Raw genomic sequence first — 23,028 nt, 5'->3', positions numbered from 1 at the left:
GCTGGCCGCAAACGCCGGCTTCTCAGGGAATGAAGATGAAGAAAATCAGGGTTAAGACGGCAGCGCTGCCGGTGGGTTTACCGGCCAGATTCTGGCTCGCAGTCGCCGCCATCGTTCTCGCGCTGCTGGCGCTTCCCCATGCCGGGCATGCCCAGGGCATCGTACGCGGGGCGCAGGAAGGCTCCTATGAAGGTAACCGGGTCGCCGGCCCGGTGGGCGGCGTGGTCGGCGGCGCGGTTGGCGCCGGCGTTGGCGGCGCCATGGGCGCGGTCAAGGGCGTGTTCGGGATACCCGATCGCGGCTATCGCTGCCGCGGGTACTACAATCGCTATGGCCACTTCCGCTGTTATTGATGGTGAGTTGTCATTCCGGGGCGTGCGAAGCACGAACCTCAGATGCGCAATTGCGCATCGGGGAATCTCGAGATTCCGGGTCTGGTCCTTCGGACCATCCCGGAATGACAGCCGCGCGTCAATTCTTCAGCCGGTATCCGGTCTTGAAGATCCACCACACCAGAACCATGCAGACGGCGAGGAAGCCGAGCGTGATGGCGAGGCTCAAGCCGACGCTGACGTCGGCGATCTCGTAAAAACTCCAGCGGAAACCCGAAATCAGGTAGACCACCGGATTGAGCAGCGTGATGGTGCGCCACCCCGACGGAAGCATGTTGACCGAGTAGAAGCTGCCGCCGAGGAAGGTCAGCGGCGTCACCACCAGCATCGGGATCATCTGCAGCTTTTCGAAACCGTCGGCCCAGATGCCGATGATGAAACCGAACAGGCTGAAGGTCACCGCCGTCAGCACCAGGAAGGTCAGCATCCACCAGGGGTGATGGATCTGCAGCGGCACGAACAGCGACGCGGTGGCGAGAATGATGAGGCCGAGGATGATCGATTTGGTCGCGGCGGCGCCGACATAGCCGATCACGATCTCCAGATAGGAGATCGGTGCCGACAATATTTCATAGATGGTGCCGACGAACTTCGGAAAGTAGATTCCGAACGAGGCGTTGGCGATGCTCTGCGTCAGCACCGACAGCATCACCAGCCCCGGCACGATGAAGGTGCCGTAACTGACGCCCTCGACCGAGGTGATGCGCGAGCCGATCGCGGCGCCGAACACCACAAAATACAGCGAGGTCGACACCACCGGCGAGACGATGCTCTGCAGCAGCGTGCGCCAGGTGCGCGCCATTTCGAACATATAGATCGCGCGGATCGCCCGGTAGTTCATGGCGCCCTCACCAGGCTGACGAAGATGTCTTCAAGCGAGGATTGCCTGGTATCGAGGTCCGAGATGCGGATGCCGGCATTTCTGAGGTCGCTGAGCAGGCTGGTGATGCCGGTGCGATCGCCCTTGGTGTCGTAGTCGTAGGTCACCGCACGGCCGTCGTCGGATAGTTCGAGGTTGTAGGCGGCGAGCGAGGCGGGGACCGCATCGATCTTGCTTTGCAGGTGCAGCTTCAACTCCTTCTTGCCGAGCTTCTGCATCAGGCCGGCCTTGTCCTCGACCAGGATGATCTCGCCCTTGTTGATGACGCCGATGCGGTCGGCCATCTCCTCAGCTTCCTCGATGTAGTGCGTGGTCAGGATGATGGTGACGCCGGAGGCCTGCAGCGCGCGCACCACTTCCCACATGCCCTTGCGCAGTTCGACGTCGACGCCCGCGGTCGGTTCGTCGAGGAACAGGATCTGCGGCTCGTGCGACAGCGCTTTCGCGATCATCACGCGGCGCTTCATGCCGCCGGACAGCGTGACGATCTTGTTGTCCTTCTTGTCCCACAGCGAGAGGTCCTTCAGCACCTTCTCGATATGATCGGGGTTCTTCGGCTTGCCGAACAGGCCGCGGCTGAAGCTGACGGTGGCCCACACCGATTCGAAGGCGTCGGTATGCAATTCCTGCGGCACCAGCCCGATCAGCGAGCGTGCCGCGCGATAGTCCCGGTTGATGTCAAAGCCGTTCACCATTACCCGGCCTTCGCTCAGGTTGGCGATGCCGCAGATGATGCTGATCAGCGTGGTCTTGCCGGCGCCGTTCGGGCCGAGCAGCGCAAAGATCTCGCCTTTGTTGATATCGAGATTGATGCCGTTCAGCGCCTTGAAGCCGGAGCCGTAGGTTTTTGACAGATTCGAGACGGATATGATGGGAGACATGACGAGCATGATGAGTTGACCAGGAAATGCGAAAAGCGATCAAACGGCGCGGCAGGCCTGATCTTGGGGCGAGTTTTCACAGATAGGAACCCGGATGCGGCCGCGCAAGCGCCGCTCAGCCCGGAAACGGATCGGAAAAGGGTGGCTTGCTCACCTGGAGGCACCACAATTCAGTGTGTTGCCGGAGATCTGCCCGGCAACACCCGGATTCGCTGTCTCACCGCACCGCCAGCGCGGGCTGACGCTTCTCACCGGGGTTGGCATCGCCGGGATTGTTGCGGGACTGATAGGATTTCAGCACGCCGCGCGATGTCTCGATGTTGAGACGGCCAAACTCGTCCTTCAGGTCCTTCAACTCCGTTGAGCCGATGCGGTGATCCCTGGCGCCGAGAAACAGCAGGGACATGGTCGTATCCCACGAAAAGCGGTGGGCTCTGGCCAGAGTCAGCAGCGTTTCCCGGTTCGTGTCCGACAAAGCGCGTTCGATCAGATCCTCAGGCAGTGCGCACAGCAGGGATAGTCCGATGGTGACTTCTTCAAGTTTGCGGGTCCGTGCGTAGCTGGAAATGCTGTTCTCGTTCAGCTTGCCCTGTCGATGCAGGGCCGTCACGGCTTGCTTCGCGCTGGCGTAGCTCTTCGAAGTCGGGCCGAGCTTGGACTGCAGCTCGCTCGCGACGTTGGCCAGCGTCGACTGGATTGGCTTGACCATGTCGGGCCGTTCGCGTTGCAGCCGCTTCTTCACTTCGTCCGACGCCTTTGCGACCAGCTGCTCGAAGACATGTCGCGGGATGTCCTGGCGCAGGCCTAATCGCTCGGCGAGAACGGAATCGTTTTCGGCTTGCTCGATCATGTGCCGGAACCCGCTCTCCGAGAACCGCGCGCCCTTGTTGGAGGCGACGGAGGTCACGACCTCCTGGTCGCCGCGGGTCACCAGCACGTCCGTCACCATCTCGACCAGCGATTCCCGTTTCGAGATCGCGAGCAGATGCGACTGGCTCTTGAGGCAAACATTGGCGACCATGGCGTAGGGCTCGAGCTTTTCGGACTCCTTGAGCACCGGGCCTGCGACATCGATCGAATCGTCAAAGGCGAGCTTGTGGATGACGTTGACCGGCGCGTCGTTGAAGCGAGCCAGCCGCTCTGCGAGCTGCGCGCGGGCCGCGACCTCAATCTCGTCCGCGAGCCGGCCGATGACGGCGCCGAGGGTCCAGATTTCATCCTCGCTATGGTGGCCCGCGATCATCAGATCGGTGGTATGCCACAACGCCCGCGCCCGGCTTTCCGGGGTGCCGCGCGAGACGACCGCATCGAGCTCGTTGAGAAATGGATTTGCCTTGGTCATTTTTCGGTAACTCTGATGAACGGACCCAATGATCCCCAGGGCCGAAGGCTACGCCGGCACCTGCGATTTTTCGGTCTCACAATTCATTCAAATGCCGCACAATTCGCGGGCTTTTCCCGGCCCGGCGGCCGAGCAGGGGCTGCGTTCACTCTGCCGCGTGGGCGCGAGCAGGCAATTCGATCAGGGCGACCATATGCGCCTGGAGTTCGCTTGAAATTTCCGGATCGGCCTTGAGCTGTGTCAGCGTTCGCGGACGCGGCAGCGGCTTGCCGTCGCCTTCGAAGCTCTCTGCGTACAGCTCCAGAGCCTCCGGTGCATTACGCAAAGCTTCGTCGATATCGTCGCCCGCGGAGGTGCAACCGGGCAGGTCCGGAAACCAGACGCCCACAGCGTGGTCCGGTCCAGCATCCTCAATAATGGCGATGTAGTGAGCCATGTTCAGCCTCAGTCGGGGTTCCAGCCCGCGCCCTTATAAATGGCACGAACCAAGCCTTTTCCCAAGTCCTTCTTGGGATGAGGAACGACCAGCGTATTTCCCGAGGCCGGGTTTTTGAAAACATGATGGGAACCCGTGACACGCACAAGGGTCCATCCTTCCCGCTCCAAACGCCGAATTATCTCGCGGCTGCTGGTCAACATGAGACGTCTCCCGAGATCATGTGACCTGGAAACTAAAGGCTACCGAACGGGGTTCAGTGAGCGCAGCATCGAAACCAGCATTGTCTCACACCCGCTCCACAAAGCTATCGACCACCTTCTTCTCGCCGGCCTTCTCGAACGCGATCGTCAGCTTGTTGCCGTCGACCTTCACCACGTGGCCGTAGCCGAACTTCTGGTGAAACACGCGGTCGTCGAGCGAGAATTCGGAAACGGTGCCGGTGGACTTTGCGACCAGTTCGCCCTCGATCACCATCGGGCCGCGCTTGTTGCGCGCGAAGCCGCCGGTCTTGCCGCGCGAACTGCCGTAGGACGACTGGGCCTCGTCGAAGCCGCCGCGCGCCTGTCCGCCACTGCTGCGATTTTTGGCGCGGTTGGCCTGCGCGCGCTGCCAGCCCGGCGTGGTGTAGCTGGAGCCGAAGGATTCGACGTTGTCGAAACGCGAGGCGCCGTAACCGCCGCTGCCGCCCCAGCCGGAGCCGCCCTTGGATTCCGTGATCTCGACATTCGGCGACGGCAATTCGTCGAGGAAACGCGACGGGATCGTGGTCGACCAGGTGCCGTGAATGCGGCGGTTGGTGGCGAAATACAGTTTGGCGCGGCGGCGCGCGCGGGTCAGGCCGACATGGGCGAGCCGCCGCTCTTCCTCGAGGCCGGCGCGGCCCTGTTCGTCGAGCGTGCGCTGGCTCGGAAACAGGCCTTCTTCCCAGCCGGGCAGGAACACGTTGTCGAATTCGAGCCCTTTGGCGGAATGCAGTGTCATCAGCGACACCGCTTCCTCGTCTGGCCCGCCGTCGCGGTCCATCACCAGCGAGATATGTTCGAGGAAACCCTGCAGGTTCTCGAACTCTTCCATCGAGCGGATCAGTTCCTTCAAGTTGTCCAGCCGGCCCGCGGCGTCGGCGGAGCGATCCTTCTGCCACATATCGGTGTAGCCGCTCTCGTCGAGCACGATTTCGGCCAGTTCCGTATGCGAGGTCACCTCGCGGCGGGCGCGCCAGCGGTCGAAATGCAGGATCAGTTCGCGCAACGACCCGCGCGCCTTCGGCTTCAGCTCGTCGGTCTCGACCACCGCCCGCGCGGCTTCGAACAGGGGAATGCGGCGCTTGCGGGCGTGGTCGTGCAGCATCTGCACGGTGGCATCGCCGAGGCCGCGCTTGGGCACGTTGACGATGCGCTCGAAAGCGAGGTCGTCGGCGGGCGAATTGATCACGCGCAGGTAGGCCAGCGCATCGCGGATTTCGGCGCGCTCATAGAACCTCGGGCCGCCGATCACGCGGTAGGACAGGCCGAGCGTGACAAAACGATCTTCGAATTCGCGCATCTGGAACGAGGCCCGTACCAGGATCGCGATCTCGTTGAGATTCTCGCCGGAGCGCTGCAGGTCCTCGATCTCCTCGCCGATGGCGCGGGCTTCCTCTTCCGAATCCCAGGAGCCGGTCACGGTGACCTTTTCGCCGTCGACGTCCTCGGTGCGCAGCGTCTTGCCGAGCCGGCCTTCGTTGTGCGCGATCAGGTGCGAGGCGGCGGCGAGGATGTGGCCGGTGGAGCGGTAATTGCGTTCCAGGCGAATAACCTTGGCGCCGGGAAAATCGTGATCGAAGCGCAGGATGTTGTCGACCTCCGCGCCGCGCCAGCCGTAGATCGACTGGTCGTCGTCACCGACGCAGCAGATGTTTTTCAGGGGGGCCTGCGGCGCGGATGTCATTCCGGGATGCGCCGCAGGCGCAGACCCGGAATCTCGAGATGAGTCCTCTTCACTTCGAACTTCCGGGTTCGCGTCTTCGACGCGCCCCGGAATGACGGGGGAGGCGGTTTCGTTCGGAATGACGGGAGCATCGACATGTCCCGGAATAATCGCCGACAACGGCGCGCCCGTCCGCGACGGCGCCTGCGACAGCAGCCGCAGCCACAGATATTGCGCGACGTTGGTGTCCTGATATTCGTCGACCAGAATGAACTTGAAGCGGTTCTGGTATTGCCTGAGCACGTCGGGATGTTCGCGGAACAGCCGGATGTTCTCCAGCAGCAGATCGCCGAAATCGGCGGCGTTGAGGATCTTCAGCCGCTCCTGATAGCTGGCGTAGAGCTTGCCGCCCTTGCCGTTGCCGAACACTGCGGCTTCGCCGGCCGGAACTTGTGCAGGCGTCAGTCCACGGTTTTTCCAGCCGTCGATCAGGCCGGCCAGCATCCGTGCCGGCCAGCGCTTGTCGTCGATGTTTTCGGCCTGCAATAATTGCTTCAGCAGCCGGACCTGATCGTCGACATCGAGCACGGTGAAATTGGATTTGAGCTGCACCAGCTCGGCATGGATGCGCAGGATGCGGCCGCCGATCGAATGGAAGGTGCCGAGCCACGGCATGCCTTCCACGGCCTGGCCGAGCATCTGGCCGAGGCGGAGCTTCATCTCGCGCGCCGCTTTGTTGGTGAAGGTCACCGACAGGATTTCGTGCGGCCGGGCCCGGCCCTGGCTCAGGATGTGGGCGATGCGGGTGGTCAGCACGCGGGTCTTGCCGGTGCCGGCGCCGGCCAGCACCAGAACCGGCCCGTCCAATGAGACCACCGCCTCACGCTGCTCCGGATTGAGGCCGGTGAGATATTGCGGACCGGCCGCGGCCCGCGCACGCGCGGCGATGCCGCCAGCCGCAGGCTGGTGCTCGGGGACGCCGTGATGCGGCAGTTTGCTCGGCTCGGTCATTCGCGAATCGTGTTGTCCCCACGATGGCACCGTGGGGCGATGAAGGGGAGCCTTCATAGCTAGGGATTACAGGCCATATAGGGCCTGATCGGCCGTTTTGACAGGTTTTATCCCGGCGTTCTTGCCGGGCTGATTTTGACCGGTCTTAGCGGTTTGGTTCCGCGCGAATCGCCAAATTTCGGGGTTTCGGTGCCAGGAACCTTCGTTCTTGCCCTGGATTGTTTCTGCAGTCGATGCGCAGCGTTTCTAGCTGCTGCCATCCGAGACGAAACTGACAATAGAGGTCGTGTCATGCTGAGCTGGGTTGTAACGTTTTTGGTCGTCGCATTGATCGCAGGCATCTTGGGCTTCGGCGGCATCGCCGGCGTCTCGATCGAAATCGCCAAGACGATCTTTTTCATTGCCGTGATCCTGTTCCTGGTCTCGGCCGTGGTCGGGCTGGCGCGCGGGCGCACTCAGGTTTAACGCCAGCGGATTGGCGTGAGCTATTTCGAGGGCATCGCGACCTTGCGTCCGGTGCCCTCGGGCTTCGGGACGGTGGCGTGCTTTTCGACCACGGAGCGGATGCGAGCCTGGATATCGGACGGAAACGGCGCGACCTTGCGCGCATTCATGTCGATATGAACGGTCATGTTCTCCGAAGTTGCGGAGATCCAGCCTTCGGTCGCGTGGCGCAGTTCCTCAAACGTGTGGATGCGTTTCTCGTCGGTCGCCAGCAGATAGACCGAAACCTGTACGGGATCGCCGAGGTGAATTTCGCGTAAGTACCGGACATGGCATTCGGCGGTGAAGGTCGAGCCGTGGCGCTCCTTCATGTAGCCGGGTCCGATCCCGAGTTGCAGCCACATCTCGTCGATCGCACGGTCCATCATCACGTTGTAATAGGCCATGTTGAGATGGCCGTTATAGTCGATCCATTGCGGCTCGATCTGCATCACCGATGACAGGAACGGGGCTGACGGCAGCGGCATATCCTTCAGGCTGTCTTTGGTCGCAGTACCCGTCGTCATCATCCGTTCCCAGGTTGTCTTGCCTTTGCTCTCTTGACCCCCTTTATATCCTTTGCCACGGTCGTCTCAAAGCCGGGAGGAATTTTGCGTGGCGATGACGATTTCGAACAATCCGACGCGGCCGGAGCCGCAGGCGCTGGCCGGCGCGATTGCGGCGCTGGCGGCGCGGTTCGGCAACCGGCTGATCACCTCGCAGGCGGTGCGCGAACAGCATGCCCATACCACCACCTGGCTGCCGACCCAGCCGCCGGACGCGGTGGTGATGGCGCAGGAAACCGTTGATATCCAGGACGTGGTGCGGATCTGCGCCAAACACTCTGTTCCCGTGATCGCGTTCGGCACCGGCACCTCGCTGGAGGGGCAGGTCAATGCGCCCGCCGGCGGCGTCTGTATCGACCTGCGCGACATGAACAAGGTGCTGGAAGTGCACGCCGACGATCTCGACTGCGTGATCCAGCCCGGTGTGACCCGCAAGGCGCTGAACGAGCATCTGCGCGACCAGGGCGTTTTCTTTCCGATCGATCCCGGTGCCGACGCTTCGCTCGGCGGCATGGCGTCGACCCGCGCCTCCGGTACCAACGCGGTGCGCTACGGCACCATGCGCGACAACGTGCTGGCGCTCAAAGTGGTGCGCGGCGACGGCGAGATCATCACGACCGGGACGCGGGCGAAGAAATCCTCCGCCGGCTACGACCTGACGCATCTGTTCGTCGGCGCCGAAGGCACGCTCGGCATCATCTCCGAATTGACGATCAAGCTGCGCGGCATTCCCGATACGATCGCGGCCGCCGCCTGTTCGTTCGAGACCGTGCGCGGTGCCTGCCAGGCGACGATTTTGGCGATCCAGACCGGCATTCCCGTCGCGCGGATCGAACTGCTCAACGCGGAGCAGGTGCGCGCCTGCAATTCCTATTCGAAATTGACACTGCCGGAGACGCCGCTGCTGCTGCTGGAATTCCATGGCAGCGCCAACGATGTCGCCGAGCAATCGAAGAACTTCAAGGAAATCGCCGGCGAATGCGGCGGCGGCGATTTCACCTGGACCACCAGGCCCGAGGACCGCACCAAGCTCTGGCAGGCGCGGCATGACGCCTATTGGTCGGTGAAGGCACTGCGACCCGGGGCCGGCGTGGTTGCGACCGACGTCTGCGTGCCGATCTCGCGGCTGGCCGATTGCGTCACCGAGACCGAGGAAGACCTGAAGCGGCTCAACCTGCTGTCGCCGATCGTCGGCCATGTCGGCGACGGCAACTTCCACTGCTCGCTGGTCTGCGACGTCGACAATCCCGACGAGATGGCCCGCGGCGAGGAGTTCATGCATCGGCTGGTCGAACGCGCGCAGTCGATGGGCGGCACCTGCACCGGCGAGCACGGCATCGGCCAAGGCAAGCAGAAATACCTCAAGGCCGAACTCGGCCCCGAGGCGATCGACGCGATGCGGGCGCTGAAGCAGGCGCTCGACCCGCAGAACATTTTCAATCCGGGCAAGATCGTGCCGGCCGCCTGAGGCGTTGTCAGGCTTCGCGTTGTTCCCGCCCCGGCCGCTGCAAGGCTGGGCGTGGAACTTTTCCGTTCTCTAAGCGTCTTCCTTGCGCCGCGGTGTCAGCGGCGTGGCGCAAAGAGGGAGCCATGGCCAGGCGGTTGATTGGAATTGCGCTCATTGTCCTCGCGATGGCGCTCTCGGGCGGCGCGATGGCCAGAGGCGGCGGCGGTCATGGTGGCGGCGGGCATGGCGGCGGCGGGCATGGCGGCGGCGGGCATGGAGGAGGTCATGGCGGCGGCGGCCACGGTTTCGGCCATGTGCATTTTGGCGGCGGCGGACATCATGGCGGCGGAAGGTTCCACGCGGTTGGACGCGCAAGCTTTCACGGCCATCAAGCCTTCGCGTCACGGCACGGCACGAATTTCGGTCAGATTCGAAATGCTGCGGTCGGATCCGGAAATTTCCATCACGCGCTGAACTCGCTGTCGCGCAGTGGCGCATTGCGAAACGGCCGACTGCTGAGTAATCCGGCGGCGCGCGCCCAGATCGCCGCGGCTGCGGCGCTCGCGGGCTGGCAGGGCGGGGTGGCCGCAAACGGCTGGTGGCAGCATCGCGGCGGCGGCTATGGCTGGGTCGGCCCGCTGTTCTGGCCGTTCGCCTACAACGACATTTATGGCTACGCGATCTGGGGCGACGACGTCGGGTTCTGGGGCTACGGCTACCCGGACATCTATGCCGGGATCTTCGGACCTTATGGCTATGACGATCTCAGGGGCTATCTACCGGAACGCCGGGCCGGCCGCCGTTATCGCGGCGGCGGTCGGATCGAGCAGATGTGCGGCAATGACAGCCGTTCGGTTGCCGGCCTGCCGGTCGATCAGGTTGCGGATGCGGTGCAGCCGACGGAAGCGCAATTGGCGGCGCTCGGTGAACTCGGCAACGCCTCGCTCACGGCCGCGCGGACCATACAGGCGGCATGTCCAGCGCAGGTAGTGTTGACCGCTCCGAACCGCCTGGCGGCCATGCAGCAGCGGATCGAGGCGATGGTCACTGCGGTCGGAATCGTGAAGCCACCGCTGGAGAAATTCTACGGCTTGCTGGACGCCGAGCAGAAGGCGCGGCTGAACGCGCTGGCGGAGGATCAACGCAAGGCATCGGCTGCAAGCGACAGCAGTGCACCGCTTGCCAACACTTGCGCCGCTGCGCAACCGGCGGCGCAGGAGTGGCCGACCGGCGAGATCGACGCCCGACTGCATCTGAACGATACCCAGCGCGCCGCGCTCCAGGTGCTCCAGAACACCAGCGCCGATGCCGCGCAGAGACTGAAAGCTGCGTGCCAGGCGAGCGACGTCATGACGCCGCCTGCGCGGCTTGCGTCCGTCTCCAGCCGGCTCGACACCATGCTGCAGGCCGTCAAGGATGTCCGTGCCGCGCTCGAGAGTTTCTACGCCACCCTCAATGACGAGCAAAAGGCGCAGTTCGAGGCGATCGGGCCGAAACGATCAGCCTAAGAGCGTTTTCCAGCGAAGTGGGCACCGGTTCGCGTGAAGAAAACGCGTCAAAACAAGATCTGCAGCTTCGGTTCTGATTGAATCAGAACGGAAGCTCCAGATCCTTGCTTTGTCGCGCCTCGATGCGAAGTGATTAGTTCTGCCCAGCAAGCGTGCGCACGGCTTCGTCGACGCTGTGGTAGATGCAGTTCTTCGGCAGCACGTCGTAGATTCCGAAGCGCGCGAACGCTTGCTGCGCCCGCGTCGATTCGAGCCGGGCCATGGCGACAGTGAGGCCATCCGCCTGGCACTGTTTGATGAGGTCGAGCAGGATCTGCGCGGCCGTGAAGTCGATCTCGACGATGCCGCTGGCTTCGATCACCAGCAGCCGCGGCTTCGGTGTCGAGCCGCCGACGACCTTCAGCACATCGGCGCGGAAATTGTCGGCGTTGAGGAACGACAGCGGCGCCTGCAGTCCGACGACGGCGACATCGGGGGTTCGTTCGCCTTCCATGTGCCGGCTCGCGGGCCACCAGATTGTGGTGCCGGGCACACGATCGAATTCTGTCAGCCGCGCCCGTGTCGTGCTCCAGATACCGTGCAGCAGCGAGAACGCAATGCCGACGGCGACGCCCTGTTCGATCGGCAGCACGATAATGGCCGCGGCGGTTGCCACGATCAGCAGGAATTCGCCGAGCGATTGGCGAAAGATCGTAATGATCTGCTTCAGCCTGATGATCCGCAGCGCCACGAACAGCAGCACGCCGCCCAGCGCGGCTTCCGGCACGTGCTGCAACAGCGTGGCGCCGAACGCCAGCAGCGCCAGCACGATCGCTGCGGCGAACAGTCCGGATATCTGGGTTCGTCCGCCGGTCTCGGACACGATGCCGGTCCGGGGCGGACTGGCGTTGACCGGAAACGCGCCGAACAGGCCGGCCAGGATGCTGCCGGCGCCGGCACCGAGAAAATCACGGTCGACGTCGGCCGGCTGACTGGGATCAGAGGGAAAGGAACGCGTGGTCGCTGCGGTCTGGACCATCACGACGATGGCGATCAGGAATGCCAGCGGTGCCAGCTTCACCCAACGCTCCGGAGCGAGGTCAGGCAACGACGGCGTCGGCAGCGTTCCCGGCACGGTGCCGACCACGCTGACGCCCTTGCTTTCGAGATGGCCGAGGATCACCGCGGCGGTGGTCGCGACCAGACCGATCAGCGCGCCGGGAATTCGCGCACTGATTTTTTCCGATCCGGCGACGACCGCGAGCACGCCGAAGCCGATGCAGAGCGTGTAAAAATTGCTTTCGCCGAGATGTTGCGCAAGCACTGCGATCTTGTCCAGCGTCGGTCCTTTCGGCGACGGCAGTCCAAGTACGCCGGGCATCTGCGAGACCAGGATGTGCACGGAAATTCCGGCGAGGAAGCCGACCGTCACCGGCGTCGAGAGCAGGTTGGCGATCCATCCCAGCCGAAACAGGCTGCCGAGAACGAGAATGACGCCAACCATCAGCGCCAGCGCGACGGCGAGCGCTTGGTAGTCAGGTGAGCCGGATGCTGCCATCAGCACCAGGCCGCCGGCGAAGATCGGCGTGATGGTGGAATCGGCGCCGCACGACAGGAAGCGGTTACTGCCGAGCATGGCAAAGCCGAGCGAGCCCGCGATGAAGGCGAAGAAGCCGATCTGCGGCGAGAAACCGCCGAGCCGTGCGGTGGCCATCTGTTCGGGGATCGCGATGGCGGCCAGGGTCAGCCCCGCGATCAGGTCGCCCGGCAGGTCGCTCGGGCGGAACGACGCCAGCGAACGAAACACCGGCCAGTTGGCTTTCTTCAGCGTGCTCTCGGTCATCAAGTCAGGCTCTCTGCGCAGCAGCAAGTCAGAGAACCTTCCAATATCGCGCGGCGAAAAGCCAGCTTTGTGCGGGGCCTTCGTTCCACGCGTGTTGCGCGTGCGAAGAGAATCACCCGGCGCGAGGCTCGGTGATGGCCTTGCGAATCGCCGCGAGCGGCGCGGTATCGTCGAATTCGAGGCTCTCGCCCTGCGATTTCAGTCCGAGATCGCGCCACAGCGCCGCGAGGTCGGGGGTGACCGGCCTTGGCCCCATCTCGTTGTGAAGCCGCGTCAGCACATCGACGCCGACCGCTCTGTCCGCGGTGGAAAGAACGCGATCCAGCGACCAATCCTTCTCGTGGTTGCCACCGGCGGCCAGCACGCCGCGCATCGCATCCTGCAGGCCGAGGCGGTTGTTGGTCCGCTTGCGGATTTCGATGTCGGCGAGCAGGCAGAACATCGCGCCGCCCCAATATTTGCGGCCCCAGGTGTCGGTATTGTCGAGTCCCTGATCGCCGCTCTCCGGCAGGCCCTTGGGCATATCGCGCATGATATCCTGCCAGATGGCGCGCGCGGCCAGATCGCCCGCTTGCACCCGCGCGATCGGTTCGACATAGACGGCGAGGCCCTCCGACAGCCAGCCATAGCGCTGGTCCAGATCGGGCAAGGCGGTATGCACCATCTCGTGCACCATGACCCAGTCGCGCCGCAACACCTCCTCGGTGGAGTCGCGGCCGAGCGGGATGCGGATGGCGGCGCCGCGATAGCCCCATGTGGTGCCGCCGCGAATCCGCGCACCATCGACCGGCACCAGCAGCAATCTCAGCGAGCTGACGGGAAAACGCCCGTAATAAGTCGAGACCGCCTTCGCCGACATCCTGATCCAGTCCAGCAGCTTTTCCCTGGGCAATGCAATCTCGCCGGGCGCGAACGCAACATGGATGGTGCTATCAGCGACTTCGAGATCGGTCTGGGGCAGGCGGTCGAAGGCGTCGTAAGGCATGCGGTCGCCGCGCATGTATTCCGATTGCGCGTCGGCGCGGAAGGAAACGACGCTGGCCAGCATGGCCGCGATGACGACGCCGGCCACGATCCAGCGAAAGGCCGTGGCGTTCTTCATCACAACACGCCTTTCGTCACGGCGGATCTCGGTTCGGCCGACTTCGCGACGAAAGCGGCAACGTGCTCGTTGAGATCATAGAGCATGGCGGCGAGCAGCATTTCGCCCTTGGCCGGTGTCGCCAGCGTCGGATCGCCATAGCTGCCGGAACGGCTGTAGTTCGGCGAATTTTGATCGGACGGTGTCAGCGGACCCGGCGTGTCCTCCGTCACGGCAGGGCTTGCCTCGGCGCGCGCCATGTCGACGAGATGCGGCGCCAGCGCCAGCATCAGCGAAGTCTCGAGCTCGTCGGCGTGGCTGCCGTGGCGCTGCTGCGCCAACTCTTTCGCGACACGGGGATAGCGGGGACCTCCGTGGGTCCAGACATGCTTCACCCTGATGGCATCGAAACGGGCCAGCGCGCGATCGACCGGCGCCAGCGTGCTGATTCCGGTATTGAGCACCAGCAGCTTTCGGCATCCGCCGCCGAGGATGGCCGCGGCAACTTCGTGCACGAGATTTTCGAACGTCGCCGCCGACAGGCTACCGCTTCCGGCATATTCGACGAACGCCGGATAATGGCCGTAGGTCAGCGTCGGCCAGATCAGGGCATCGACTGGCCCGGCAATTCTGGCGGCGAGCCATTCGGCCTGAAGGCGATCGGTATTGAGAGGGAGGTGGAAGCCGTGCTGCTTGGCGGCGGCACCGATCGGCAATATCGCCGGCGCGCCGTCATGAATGCGCCGCGCAACCTCGTCCCATGTCAATCGTTCGATGAAATGGCGATCGGTGTCCGCGGCCATGGCCGGCCTTTCATCTCATCTAAGCGCCGACGGAAACACCCGTCAAAAGTCCCGATGTAATCCAGCCGTGCAGATAGCCCGCGCCACGCGCCGCGGCGCCGTCGGGATCGTCATAGGTCGCGAGCATTTCGCAGAGCACGCCGAACGGAACGCCGTTGGCGGCTTCATCCCACATCATCGCTTCTTCGGTGGCAAGCTCGCGGAACATCGGCGTCGTGTCCTGACGCCAGATCAAGAGGCGCGCGGGTTCACCCAGCATGGCTGCGTCTGGCGGGTTCTCTTCGTTCTTGAGCGCCAGCCAGACTGCGGACGCGTTGGTCGCTAGATCCAATCTGACGGCGCTGGGGTGCGGAACGAATTCCAGATCGGGCCACGCGTCCGGCGAAAAGCCGGCCATCTCGGAAAGATCCACCACCGGGCCTTCCCTGGCGTCGAAGGCGTCGTTGAGCGCTTTCTCCAGCGCGGCGAGATCGGACAGTACGGGATGGTTCGAATAGGGCTCCGTCGATTTCAGGAAATCGGGCAAGCCTTGCGAGAACCAGCGCAGGTTCGGGTGCTCGGACGGGCGCGCCTTGACATAGGCATGGCCCATCTCGTCGAACATCTCGTCGCCGAGATAGAGGTGCAGCAATTCGTGGTCGTTGCGCATTGCATCGACCAGCCGCGAGCCATAGGCATAGCGATAGACGCCGAACAGCGTCTCGCGCTTTTCGCGGGGGCTGTCGAGAATTTCCGCCAGCACCGTATCGTCGCCGGTCAGGATGCCGCGCTGAAATTCAGCCTGCTGTCGCGCGAAATCGCTCATCCCGGATGAGTTACTCATCCTGCATGCATGCCCGTCGCCGGCAACACCTTGTCGGCGATCTCCCGGGTCCGGTTCACTTCCTCGAGCAATTCGGCGAGCGGCGGAATGTTGTCGTCGCGCTCGATCATGGTCGAGACCCGGCCGAACCGTTTCAGGGCCGCGACATAGAGATCCCAGACGTCCTCGCACACCGGATGGTCGTGGGTGTCGATGATATGGGTGCCCATATGGCTGTGGCCGGCCATATGGAACTGGACGACGCGATCCGCCGGAATTCCGTTGAGGAAGGTCAGGGGATCGTAGCCGTGGTTGAAGGCGCTGACATAGACGTTGTTGATGTCGAACAAGAGCCAGCAGCCGGAGCGGCGCGACAATTCCGAAAGGAACTCCCATTCCGTCATTTCGGAATTGTTGAACTGCACGTAGGTCGAGACATTTTCGAGCACGAGCGCGCGGCCGAGGAAATCCTGCACCAGCTGAACGCGGCTGACGACGTGGTCGAGCGCCTCTGACGTGTAGGGGATCGGTAGCAGATCGTGCAGGTTCTTGCCGTGGACTCCGGTCCAGCACAGATGATCCGAAATCCATTTCGGCTCGACCCGCCTGGCGAGGTCTTTCAGGCCTTGCAGATATTCGAAATTGGGCGGGGCGGTGGAGGCGATCGACAGCGACACGCCGTGCATCACGACCGGATAGCGTTCGCGGATCAGGTCGAGCGTGCGCAGCGGCTGGCCACCCGGGATCATGTAGTTTTCGCTGATGACCTCGAACCAGTCGATATCGGGATTGCCGCTGAGGATTTCGTCGTAGTGCTGGTGACGAAGCCCGAGACCGAAGCCGAGAAAGGATGGCTTTGCCGCCTGCATCGGGCGGTCTGCAAGCGCCGCTGCCGAACTGTCTGGCAATCTGCTTGCGACGTTCATGTCGTCTCCGCCTATACCGCTGAGCCAACCGGGAGGCCCAAGACTTGAAGATCCCCGAGCTGGCGATCAAATTACCACGGAAATGAGGCCCGGCCTACACCGGGCCCCGCTCCGGATCGAAGCCGCGTTACGCCGGCTCGAACTTGCCCTTGGCGGCGTCGCACTTTTCCTTGGTCATGGCCGAGAAGCCCTGACCCTTGCAGGCGTTCTGGCCCTTGCAGGAATGGTTGCCGCCCTTGCAGGCGCTTTGGCCCTTGCAGGCGTTGGCGCCGACGCAGTGGCCTTCACCGGCGGCATAGGACACGGTCGACATGGTGGCGCCGGCCAGGAACAGCGTAGCTGCAGCGGCGGCAATGGCGGCGCCGGACTTGGAAGTCATCTTCATATTATCCTCCAACAATTGTGTCGGTGCATCGCCCGCGAGCTGCGATGTCTACGGCTCGAGGCTGCACCTGGTGAGAGCTACGCTCCCGCTTCGCATTGGTTACACGGCCAGCTAAATTAATTTTAATCATGGCCGGAAAGAGGAGGGCCCGGCACGGATGCCGAGCCCCTTTCGTTTCTGTTCAATCAGCTCTTGACGTAAGCGCCGCCCATGGCCGCGCACTTGCCGGCCGAGGTCATCGAGAAGCCGGTGCCCTTGCAGGCGTTCAGGCCCTTGCAGGAATTCGTACCGCCCTTGCAGGCGCTCTGGCCCTTGCAGGCATTGCCCGCCATGCACTTGCCCTGCGCGGCGTTTGCCGGGCTCGACGCAGTGGTGGCAACTGCGCCGGCGAGGAACAGGGTGGCGGCGGCCGCCGCGAGCGTGGCGCCGGATTTGGAATTCAACTTCATGACGATCTCCTCGATGATTGTTTGAAGACAAAAGGTGACGCCGTGAGCATCCAGTGATCCAAGGATCATCCAAAGGATGACCCCAGGGATCACGGACCCGCACAACGCGGGGGAAGTACCGGAAAACAATCAGACCGCGGTGGCGGCGCCGGAGGACGTCGTCGCCGGGTTTGAGTGCTCATCCAGAAACAGCTACGGGGCATCGGGCGATTTGGTTACAGAGTTTCGAAAGAAAATTTTCATTTTTTGCAGTTGGACAACCCGTCCATGTCTAACCCCGTCGCGCCGGTAGTATTTCATTGCGCGGCCGAAGACCGGAAACAGGTGTCGGCGACGCAGAAATCGCGCCGTTGCAATCGATTAGGCAGCAAGCCCGGCGACTTCGTTGCGATGCACAATGAAATTTAGTTCAGCGCCGCCCGTGTCGGCTTCAGTTTCGCCATCTGCTTGACCGTGGCCTGCAATTCCTCGGCAGTGAAGGAGGGAAACGAGCAGATGCGGTTGCTGCAGGCAAAGGCCGCGGGTTCGCCGAGATCGGGATACTCGACGTCGGGATTGGGCAGTTTGCCTTCGCGCAGATCCAGCCATTCCAGGCGCTTGTACCGGGCCGGCAGCGCGCGGGCGATGGCGTGCAAGGCCTGCGCCTTTGGATCGTCCTTGTGTCCGACGATTGTCATATGGGTCGGCTCGACCGCGAGTTCTTCGTCGGCGAGCAATACGCCGGGCAGCGGGCGCATCATCTCGGACGATGCGCTGGCGAGATAGCGCATCGCGTGCGAGGCCTGCTCGCGATAGCTCGCATTGCCGTAGTAGCGATCGAGCAGGTTCATGAAGCGCGCAACCTGGACCTGGTCGTCCATCAGCTTGGCAGGCTTGGCGAACACACCGGTCTTGCCTTCCGGCGTCTTTGACGTCACGAAGCCACCGGAATCATCGCGAAAAGTTGTGACGAAATCGCCGGCTTTGGCGGCGGAGGTCAGCCAGTCGCGGTTTCCGGTCGCGGCATAGAGATCGAGGAAGGCCTGACCCATCGCCACGGTGTCGCCGAGGAACGGGCCGCCGCGATCCTTGTCGCCGTGGCGGAAGCCTCCGTCAGGCAGCGCGCGGTTGTCGATCACCCATTTCGCTGATCGGACCGCGATCTCAAGCGTCTTGGGATCGTTGGCGACATCGTAATAGGCCGCCAGTCCCGAGATCGCCCAGCCGTTTTCACGCGCGTACAAATTCTTGTCGATGCGCGGCATCCCCAATTTGCGGCGTTCGCCATCCGGCAGCGCGTAATATTTATGGCCGTCGGTGTCGTGATCGAGATCGGCGTCCTGGCTGACATAGAACGCGCCGTCGGGGCCGGCCAGGAAGGCTGTGAGATAGCGTTCGATATTGCGGGCAGCGGCGAGGTATTTCGGATCCTTCCATAGGGCATAGGCCTGACTGTATTGCCGCAGGTATTGCGCCTGGAACGACATGATCTTTTCAAAATGCGGATGGCTCCAGGAGCCGGCCTCGGAATACTGGAACACGCCGCCCCAGACCGGATCGATCAATGCGATGGCGGCGTCGAGCGTCTGTCGGGCGCGCTTGATCGCGGTGGCGTCGCCGCTTTCGGCTCTGACGATGGCGAGATCCAGGCTGTCGGCATCGATGTATTTCTGGCTCTCGCCCCAGCCGCCGAGATTTTCCTCGTAGGAGTCGTCGTAGTTCTTGGTCAGCTCCGCGCGCTGCTCCTTGTTGAGGAACGCCGATGTCGATGGCTTGACCTCAAAGGCCTCGCCTACGGACGGCCCGGGCGAGGGATCGTCGATGATGGCTTTGAGCAGCGCCTGCATCCGCTCGGGCTCGATGTAGCCCCTGATCTTGGCGATTTCGGTGCCGTCAGGACCGAACACGATCGTCGCCGGCCAGCCCCAGTCGCCGTAGCGGCTGGACAGATCGGGGTTGGCGTCCTGATCGACGCGAACCGGCAGGTATTTCGAGGCCAGCAATTCCTGAACTTGCGGGTTCGAATAGGTGGTCTTCTCCATCGCGTGGCACCAGTGGCACCACACCGCCTCGAGATCGAGAATGACGAAGCGCTCCTCGGCCGTGGCGCGCGTGAACAGCTCGTCGTCCCAGCCACTCCATTTCGGCCCGTCGGCCGCAAGGGAGGGCGATGCCGCAAGCGCGGTGATGGCAAGCGTGGCAATGCGGGCGAGTTTCATGGCGGCTCCCGGAGCTGTCGTTGAGAGAGCTACGAGCGCGAAAAAATCCGGGCTCACAGTTTCCGCGATGTCACGGCATCGTGAGCGGTCAGGTCGATTCCTTGGGGTGCCCCGCGGCATTCACCAGCAGCCGGTCGAGCGAGGCGTTGCCGGGACCGCAGATCGCCAGCCACATGAAGGCGGCGAAGTAGGTCATTTCCTCGAAACCGAGCAGCGTTTCCAGCGAATCGACGTCGCCCCATTTCGCCGACCTGATCGCGACCAGCATCACCACCGCCAGCATCGCGGCGGGAATCCGGGTGAACAGGCCAAGGATCAGCATGGCGCCGCCGAAGCATTCCACGCCCGAGACAAACGGCGTGAGGATCTTCGGGAACGGAATCCCCCATCCGACGAAATTCTCCGTCACCTGCGCCAGGTTGGTGAGTTTGCCCCAGCCGGTCAGCAGGAAGGTGTAGCCGACGATCAGTCGCATCAGCAGCGGTCCGGCCCAGGAAAAATACGACGCGATCCGCGCCGGCAACAGGATGAGCAGATTGACGATAAAATTCATGCGAACCCCCTTCAAGTATGGCGATGTGAAACCGCAGCCTGCGGCCTCTTCAATCCAGCGCGGACGAAAATGCCGCGGCCGCGATCGCGGCAGCCTGGTTCTGGCAGGAGTTTCGCAATGGCCGACCCGCTTGTTACGGGGCCTTAGCCGAAATTTTGCAGCGCGGGGAAAGTCTCCAGCAGCCAGATGCTGATGCTGGAGACGGTGCCGGTCAAGAAGCCGATGCCGGTGACCACCATCAACACGCCCATCGCGCGTTCGACGGTGTCGAGATGGCGCTTCATCCGCGCGAACAGCGAGGAGAACTGCTCGATCATGAAAGCCGCCAGCAGGAACGGAATTCCGAGCCCGGCGGAATAGATCGCCAGCAGTCCCGCGCCCTTGGTCACCGTGGCTTCCGCCGCCGCGATCGACAGGATCGCCGCCAGGATGGGGCCGATGCAGGGGGTCCAGCCGAACGCGAAAGCGAGCCCCATCACATAAGCGCCCCACAGCCCGACCGGTTTGGGCGCCGTCAGCCGTCCCTCGCGCATCAACAGCCCGATCCGGGTCAGGCCGAGGAAATGCAGGCCCATGATGATGATGACGATGCCGGCTACGATCGAAAGCTCCGCCGACCATGCGCGGATCAGGCCGCCGATAATGGAAGCGCTGGCGCCGAGCGCCACGAACACGGTGGAAAAGCCGAGCACGAACATCAGCGCCGAAGTCATGACCGCGCGCTTGGAGGCCTGGGTGGATTCGTCATTACTGACATGCTCGATGGTCGCGCCGGTCAGATAGATCAGATAGGGCGGCACCAGCGGCAGCACGCAGGGCGACAGGAAGCTGACAAGACCGGCGATCAGGGCCGCCGGGATGGAAACATCGTGCATTGCGTGACCTTCGAGAATTGCCAAGGCATAGCGCCGTCTTGGCTTGTACGGAACAGGCAATCCAGAAGTTTCGTCGCTAACCGCTTCAACTTCGGTCACAGGGCCGTGTCCGGCACCCCGGGGATGCCGTGTCCGGCATCCGGGATAGCGTAGATAGCGAAACAAACGCTACTATCGTTCCGTATTGCGATCACCAGCCCCAACCAGGATCCCCATGCGTATCGGCATCCGCAGCGCCATTTCGGCCCTGGTCCTGACGTCTATCGTCGTCAGCGCCGTCGGCGTGCATCTGTTGTGGTGGCGCACCGCCCAGCGGGTCAGCCAGACCCTCGCCGATACCATCAACGACCAGATCGTGTCTGCGGTCGGCGACGAACTGCAGTCGATCACGTCCGAGGCGCGGTCGTCGATGATGGCGGTGCGGACGCTGCTGCTCGGGAAAGTGTTCGATCCACGCGAGATGCGCAAACGCGAGTTCGTATTCCAGTCGCAGTTGCTGTCGCAGCCGACGATTTCCTGGGTGGCCTTTGCATGGCCCGATGGATCGCTCTACGCCGGACACAAGCTCGGCGACGCCGTGATCGAAATGATCGAGATCCATACCGATCACAAGATGCGGATCGATCGCTACGAATTCGTGGGCAACGATCTGCAGCTCAAGAACAGCCGGGTCGAGGATACCGACTATTCCGTCACCAATCAGGAATGGTTTCGGGTCGCGATCGACAGCAACGACGAACATTGGTCGACGTTTTCGGCGCTTCCCACCGGCCCGAGGCTGGCGGCGGCGTTCGCGGCGCCGATCGAAATCGACCAGAAGCCCGCCGGCGTCATCGCCATCATCATCGAACTGACGCGGGTCTCGAATTTTCTGTCGCAGCTCACGGTCGGGAAATCGGCCGGCGCTTTCATTCTCGAACGGGACGGCAATGTGGTCGCGGCTCCCGACCCGGACGCCAACGAACTGAACGCGCTGAAAACCGATCATGCGTTGTTTCCGGTCGCGGTGGCGGCGATGCGGGAGGCCGGCGATGCCTATCAGCCCGGCGAAGGCGAACCCCTTCACAGGCAGGTGGTGCGCGACGGGAAAGCCTATCAGGCGGTGCTGACGCCGATCTCGTTTCCGGGCTGGTCGCTGGTGACCGTCGTGCCCGAGTCGGAATTCCTCGGGCCGGTGCAGATGACGATCCGGAATTTGCTGATCGGCCTTGCGGTGCTGATCGTGTTCGCCGGGCTATTGTCGGCATGGCTGGCGCAGCGCCTGATTGCCGGCCCCCTGATCAAGGTGGTGGGCGAGATCCGCCATGTCGAGCGGTTCGATCTCGATAAAGTGGAGCGGCATCCGTCGCGGCTGACCGAGATCGAGAACCTGTCCAGCGCCATCGGCGATATGGCGCAGGGGCTCGCGGCGTTCCGGAAATACATCCCGGCCGATCTGGTGAAGCGGTTGATCAGCGACGGCAACGGCGCGCGTCTCGGCGGCGCGGTGCGGCCGATGAGCGTGATGTTCATCGATCTCGCAGGGTTCACCGGCATGTCGGAGCGGCTTGGCGACCGCATCATTCCGCTGCTGTCGCGCTATTTTGATGCGGTCTCGATGCAGGTCCAGAACCAGGGCGGCACCATCGACAAGTTCATCGGCGATGCCGTGATGGCGTTTTGGGGCGCGCCGTCGCCCGATCCCGATCACGCCGTCGATTGCTGCCGCGCGGCGCTGGCGTGCCGGCGCGCGGTCGAGGAGGCGGGCCTGGTCGACGACCACGGCCAGCCCATCAAGATCAGGATCGGAATCAATTCCGGCGACATGCTGGTCGGTAATATCGGCTCGGAAGTCCGGCTCAATTACACCGTGATCGGTGATGCCGTGAATATCGCGAGCCGCCTCGAAAGCACCAACAAGGTCTATGGCTCGACCATCATCATCGGCCCGGAAACGCGCCGGCTGGCGGGGCAACACATCGTCGTGCGCGAACTCGACCGGCTTGCGGTCTATGGACGCGCCGGCGGTCTGCAGATCTACGAATTGCTGGGGGACGTTGGCGCCGCGTTCGACGGCGCGAGCGACTGGGTGAGCCGTTACGAGGAAGGCCTCGCCGCCTGGCGCGCGCGCGATTTCACCGCTGCGATAAGCTCGTTCGAGCAGGTGCTGGAAATCCGCCAGGACGATGCCGCGTCGGCGCTGATGATCGAGCGCTGCCGGCACCAGATCGAAAATCCTTCCGCCGACGACTGGGACGGAACGACGGTGGCGAAAAGCAAATAGGCGGAAAACGTTGCCGG

At 63.1% G+C, this 23,028-nt stretch carries 23 protein-coding genes; 6 read left to right on the top strand and 17 right to left on the bottom strand.

Annotation, left to right across the window (positions count from 1 at the left end; translation table 11 throughout):
• Nucleotides 1-35 precede the first annotated feature (35 nt).
• Complete coding sequence (locus BLS26_RS09605) at nt 36-353, top strand: hypothetical protein (protein WP_092517874.1); 318 nt, start codon at nt 36-38, stop codon at nt 351-353.
• A gap of 118 nt (nt 354-471) precedes the next feature.
• Here BLS26_RS09605 and BLS26_RS09600 read toward each other — a convergent pair whose 3' ends face one another.
• The 6 genes from BLS26_RS09600 to BLS26_RS09575 form a co-directional block, all read right to left on the bottom strand.
• Nucleotides 472-1,233 carry an ABC transporter permease gene (locus BLS26_RS09600; protein ID WP_092510467.1) on the bottom strand — a complete coding sequence of 254 codons (762 nt, stop codon included), beginning with the start codon at nt 1,231-1,233 and terminating at the stop codon, nt 472-474.
• Nucleotides 1,230-2,153: an ABC transporter ATP-binding protein gene (locus BLS26_RS09595; RefSeq protein WP_092517873.1), complete on the bottom strand. Its 924-nt coding sequence runs from the start codon at nt 2,151-2,153 to the stop codon at nt 1,230-1,232. The genes BLS26_RS09600 and BLS26_RS09595 overlap by 4 nt, the downstream gene beginning before the upstream one ends.
• A gap of 217 nt (nt 2,154-2,370) precedes the next feature.
• Nucleotides 2,371-3,495 carry a DUF2336 domain-containing protein gene (locus tag BLS26_RS09590; RefSeq protein ID WP_092510465.1) on the bottom strand — a complete coding sequence of 375 codons (1,125 nt, stop codon included), beginning with the start codon at nt 3,493-3,495 and terminating at the stop codon, nt 2,371-2,373.
• Nucleotides 3,496-3,640: 145 nt separating this feature from the next.
• Entirely contained in the window at nt 3,641-3,931 is a 291-nt protein-coding gene (locus BLS26_RS09585; protein WP_092510463.1) for a type II toxin-antitoxin system HicB family antitoxin, read from the bottom strand.
• An 8-nt stretch (nt 3,932-3,939) separates the two neighbouring features.
• Nucleotides 3,940-4,134: a type II toxin-antitoxin system HicA family toxin gene (locus BLS26_RS09580; protein WP_092510460.1), complete on the bottom strand. Its 195-nt coding sequence runs from the start codon at nt 4,132-4,134 to the stop codon at nt 3,940-3,942.
• 85 nt (nt 4,135-4,219) lie between these two features.
• Nucleotides 4,220-6,850, bottom strand: a complete 2,631-nt coding sequence (locus BLS26_RS09575; protein ID WP_172804578.1) for an ATP-dependent helicase — start codon at nt 6,848-6,850, stop codon at nt 4,220-4,222.
• Nucleotides 6,851-7,141: 291 nt separating this feature from the next.
• Between BLS26_RS09575 and BLS26_RS09570 the strand changes: the two genes are divergently transcribed.
• Complete coding sequence (locus BLS26_RS09570) at nt 7,142-7,315, top strand: DUF1328 domain-containing protein (protein ID WP_092510456.1); 174 nt, start codon at nt 7,142-7,144, stop codon at nt 7,313-7,315.
• A gap of 20 nt (nt 7,316-7,335) precedes the next feature.
• Here BLS26_RS09570 and BLS26_RS09565 read toward each other — a convergent pair whose 3' ends face one another.
• A complete protein-coding gene (locus BLS26_RS09565) occupies nt 7,336-7,821 on the bottom strand; it encodes a thioesterase family protein (protein ID WP_092517872.1) in 486 nt (161 codons plus the stop codon).
• A gap of 127 nt (nt 7,822-7,948) precedes the next feature.
• Between BLS26_RS09565 and BLS26_RS09560 the strand changes: the two genes are divergently transcribed.
• The 3 genes from BLS26_RS09560 (at nt 7,949) to BLS26_RS09555 (ending at nt 10,854) form a co-directional block, all read left to right on the top strand.
• On the top strand, nt 7,949-9,367 hold the full coding sequence (locus BLS26_RS09560; RefSeq protein WP_092510454.1) for an FAD-binding oxidoreductase: 1,419 nt from the start codon (nt 7,949-7,951) through the stop codon (nt 9,365-9,367).
• A 207-nt stretch (nt 9,368-9,574) separates the two neighbouring features.
• On the top strand, nt 9,575-9,820 hold the full coding sequence (locus tag BLS26_RS36680) for a hypothetical protein (RefSeq protein WP_244542072.1): 246 nt from the start codon (nt 9,575-9,577) through the stop codon (nt 9,818-9,820).
• A 23-nt stretch (nt 9,821-9,843) separates the two neighbouring features.
• Nucleotides 9,844-10,854 carry a Spy/CpxP family protein refolding chaperone gene (locus tag BLS26_RS09555; protein WP_244541898.1) on the top strand — a complete coding sequence of 337 codons (1,011 nt, stop codon included), beginning with the start codon at nt 9,844-9,846 and terminating at the stop codon, nt 10,852-10,854.
• A gap of 133 nt (nt 10,855-10,987) precedes the next feature.
• Here the strand turns inward: BLS26_RS09555 and BLS26_RS09550 are convergent, their stop codons facing one another.
• The 10 genes from BLS26_RS09550 to BLS26_RS09505 all read right to left on the bottom strand — a co-directional run bounded on the left by BLS26_RS09550 (nt 10,988) and on the right by BLS26_RS09505 (nt 20,748).
• Complete coding sequence (locus BLS26_RS09550) at nt 10,988-12,676, bottom strand: SulP family inorganic anion transporter (RefSeq protein WP_092510450.1); 1,689 nt, start codon at nt 12,674-12,676, stop codon at nt 10,988-10,990.
• A 112-nt stretch (nt 12,677-12,788) separates the two neighbouring features.
• Nucleotides 12,789-13,778, bottom strand: coding sequence for a hypothetical protein (locus BLS26_RS09545; protein ID WP_244541897.1), 990 nt, complete (start codon nt 13,776-13,778; stop codon nt 12,789-12,791).
• Nucleotides 13,778-14,560 carry a creatininase family protein gene (locus BLS26_RS09540; protein ID WP_092510448.1) on the bottom strand — a complete coding sequence of 261 codons (783 nt, stop codon included), beginning with the start codon at nt 14,558-14,560 and terminating at the stop codon, nt 13,778-13,780. Before BLS26_RS09540 ends, BLS26_RS09545 begins: the two co-directional genes overlap by 1 nt.
• Before the next feature lie 19 nt (nt 14,561-14,579).
• Complete coding sequence (locus BLS26_RS09535) at nt 14,580-15,365, bottom strand: DNA-binding domain-containing protein (RefSeq protein ID WP_210186254.1); 786 nt, start codon at nt 15,363-15,365, stop codon at nt 14,580-14,582.
• 14 nt (nt 15,366-15,379) lie between these two features.
• Nucleotides 15,380-16,231 (bottom strand): DUF692 domain-containing protein, encoded by an 852-nt coding sequence (locus BLS26_RS09530; protein WP_092510444.1) that lies wholly within the window; start codon nt 16,229-16,231, stop codon nt 15,380-15,382.
• A 184-nt stretch (nt 16,232-16,415) separates the two neighbouring features.
• Entirely contained in the window at nt 16,416-16,673 is a 258-nt protein-coding gene (locus BLS26_RS09525) for a hypothetical protein (protein ID WP_244541896.1), read from the bottom strand.
• Between the two features lie 185 nt (nt 16,674-16,858).
• A complete protein-coding gene (locus BLS26_RS09520; protein ID WP_092510443.1) occupies nt 16,859-17,122 on the bottom strand; it encodes a hypothetical protein in 264 nt (87 codons plus the stop codon).
• Between the two features lie 404 nt (nt 17,123-17,526).
• On the bottom strand, nt 17,527-19,320 hold the full coding sequence (locus BLS26_RS09515; protein WP_172804577.1) for a thioredoxin domain-containing protein: 1,794 nt from the start codon (nt 19,318-19,320) through the stop codon (nt 17,527-17,529).
• Between the two features lie 88 nt (nt 19,321-19,408).
• Nucleotides 19,409-19,873 (bottom strand): DoxX family protein, encoded by a 465-nt coding sequence (locus BLS26_RS09510; protein WP_092510439.1) that lies wholly within the window; start codon nt 19,871-19,873, stop codon nt 19,409-19,411.
• A gap of 143 nt (nt 19,874-20,016) precedes the next feature.
• Entirely contained in the window at nt 20,017-20,748 is a 732-nt protein-coding gene (locus BLS26_RS09505) for a cytochrome c biogenesis CcdA family protein (protein ID WP_092510437.1), read from the bottom strand.
• 214 nt (nt 20,749-20,962) lie between these two features.
• Here BLS26_RS09505 and BLS26_RS09500 point away from each other — a divergent pair, with 214 nt between their 5' ends.
• Complete coding sequence (locus BLS26_RS09500; protein ID WP_092510435.1) at nt 20,963-23,011, top strand: adenylate/guanylate cyclase domain-containing protein; 2,049 nt, start codon at nt 20,963-20,965, stop codon at nt 23,009-23,011.
• Nucleotides 23,012-23,028 lie beyond the last annotated feature (17 nt).

This window comes from Afipia sp. GAS231 (assembly GCF_900103365.1).
GTDB lineage: Bacteria > Pseudomonadota > Alphaproteobacteria > Rhizobiales > Xanthobacteraceae > Bradyrhizobium.
This window is presented reverse-complemented; position numbering and strand designations above follow the sequence as displayed.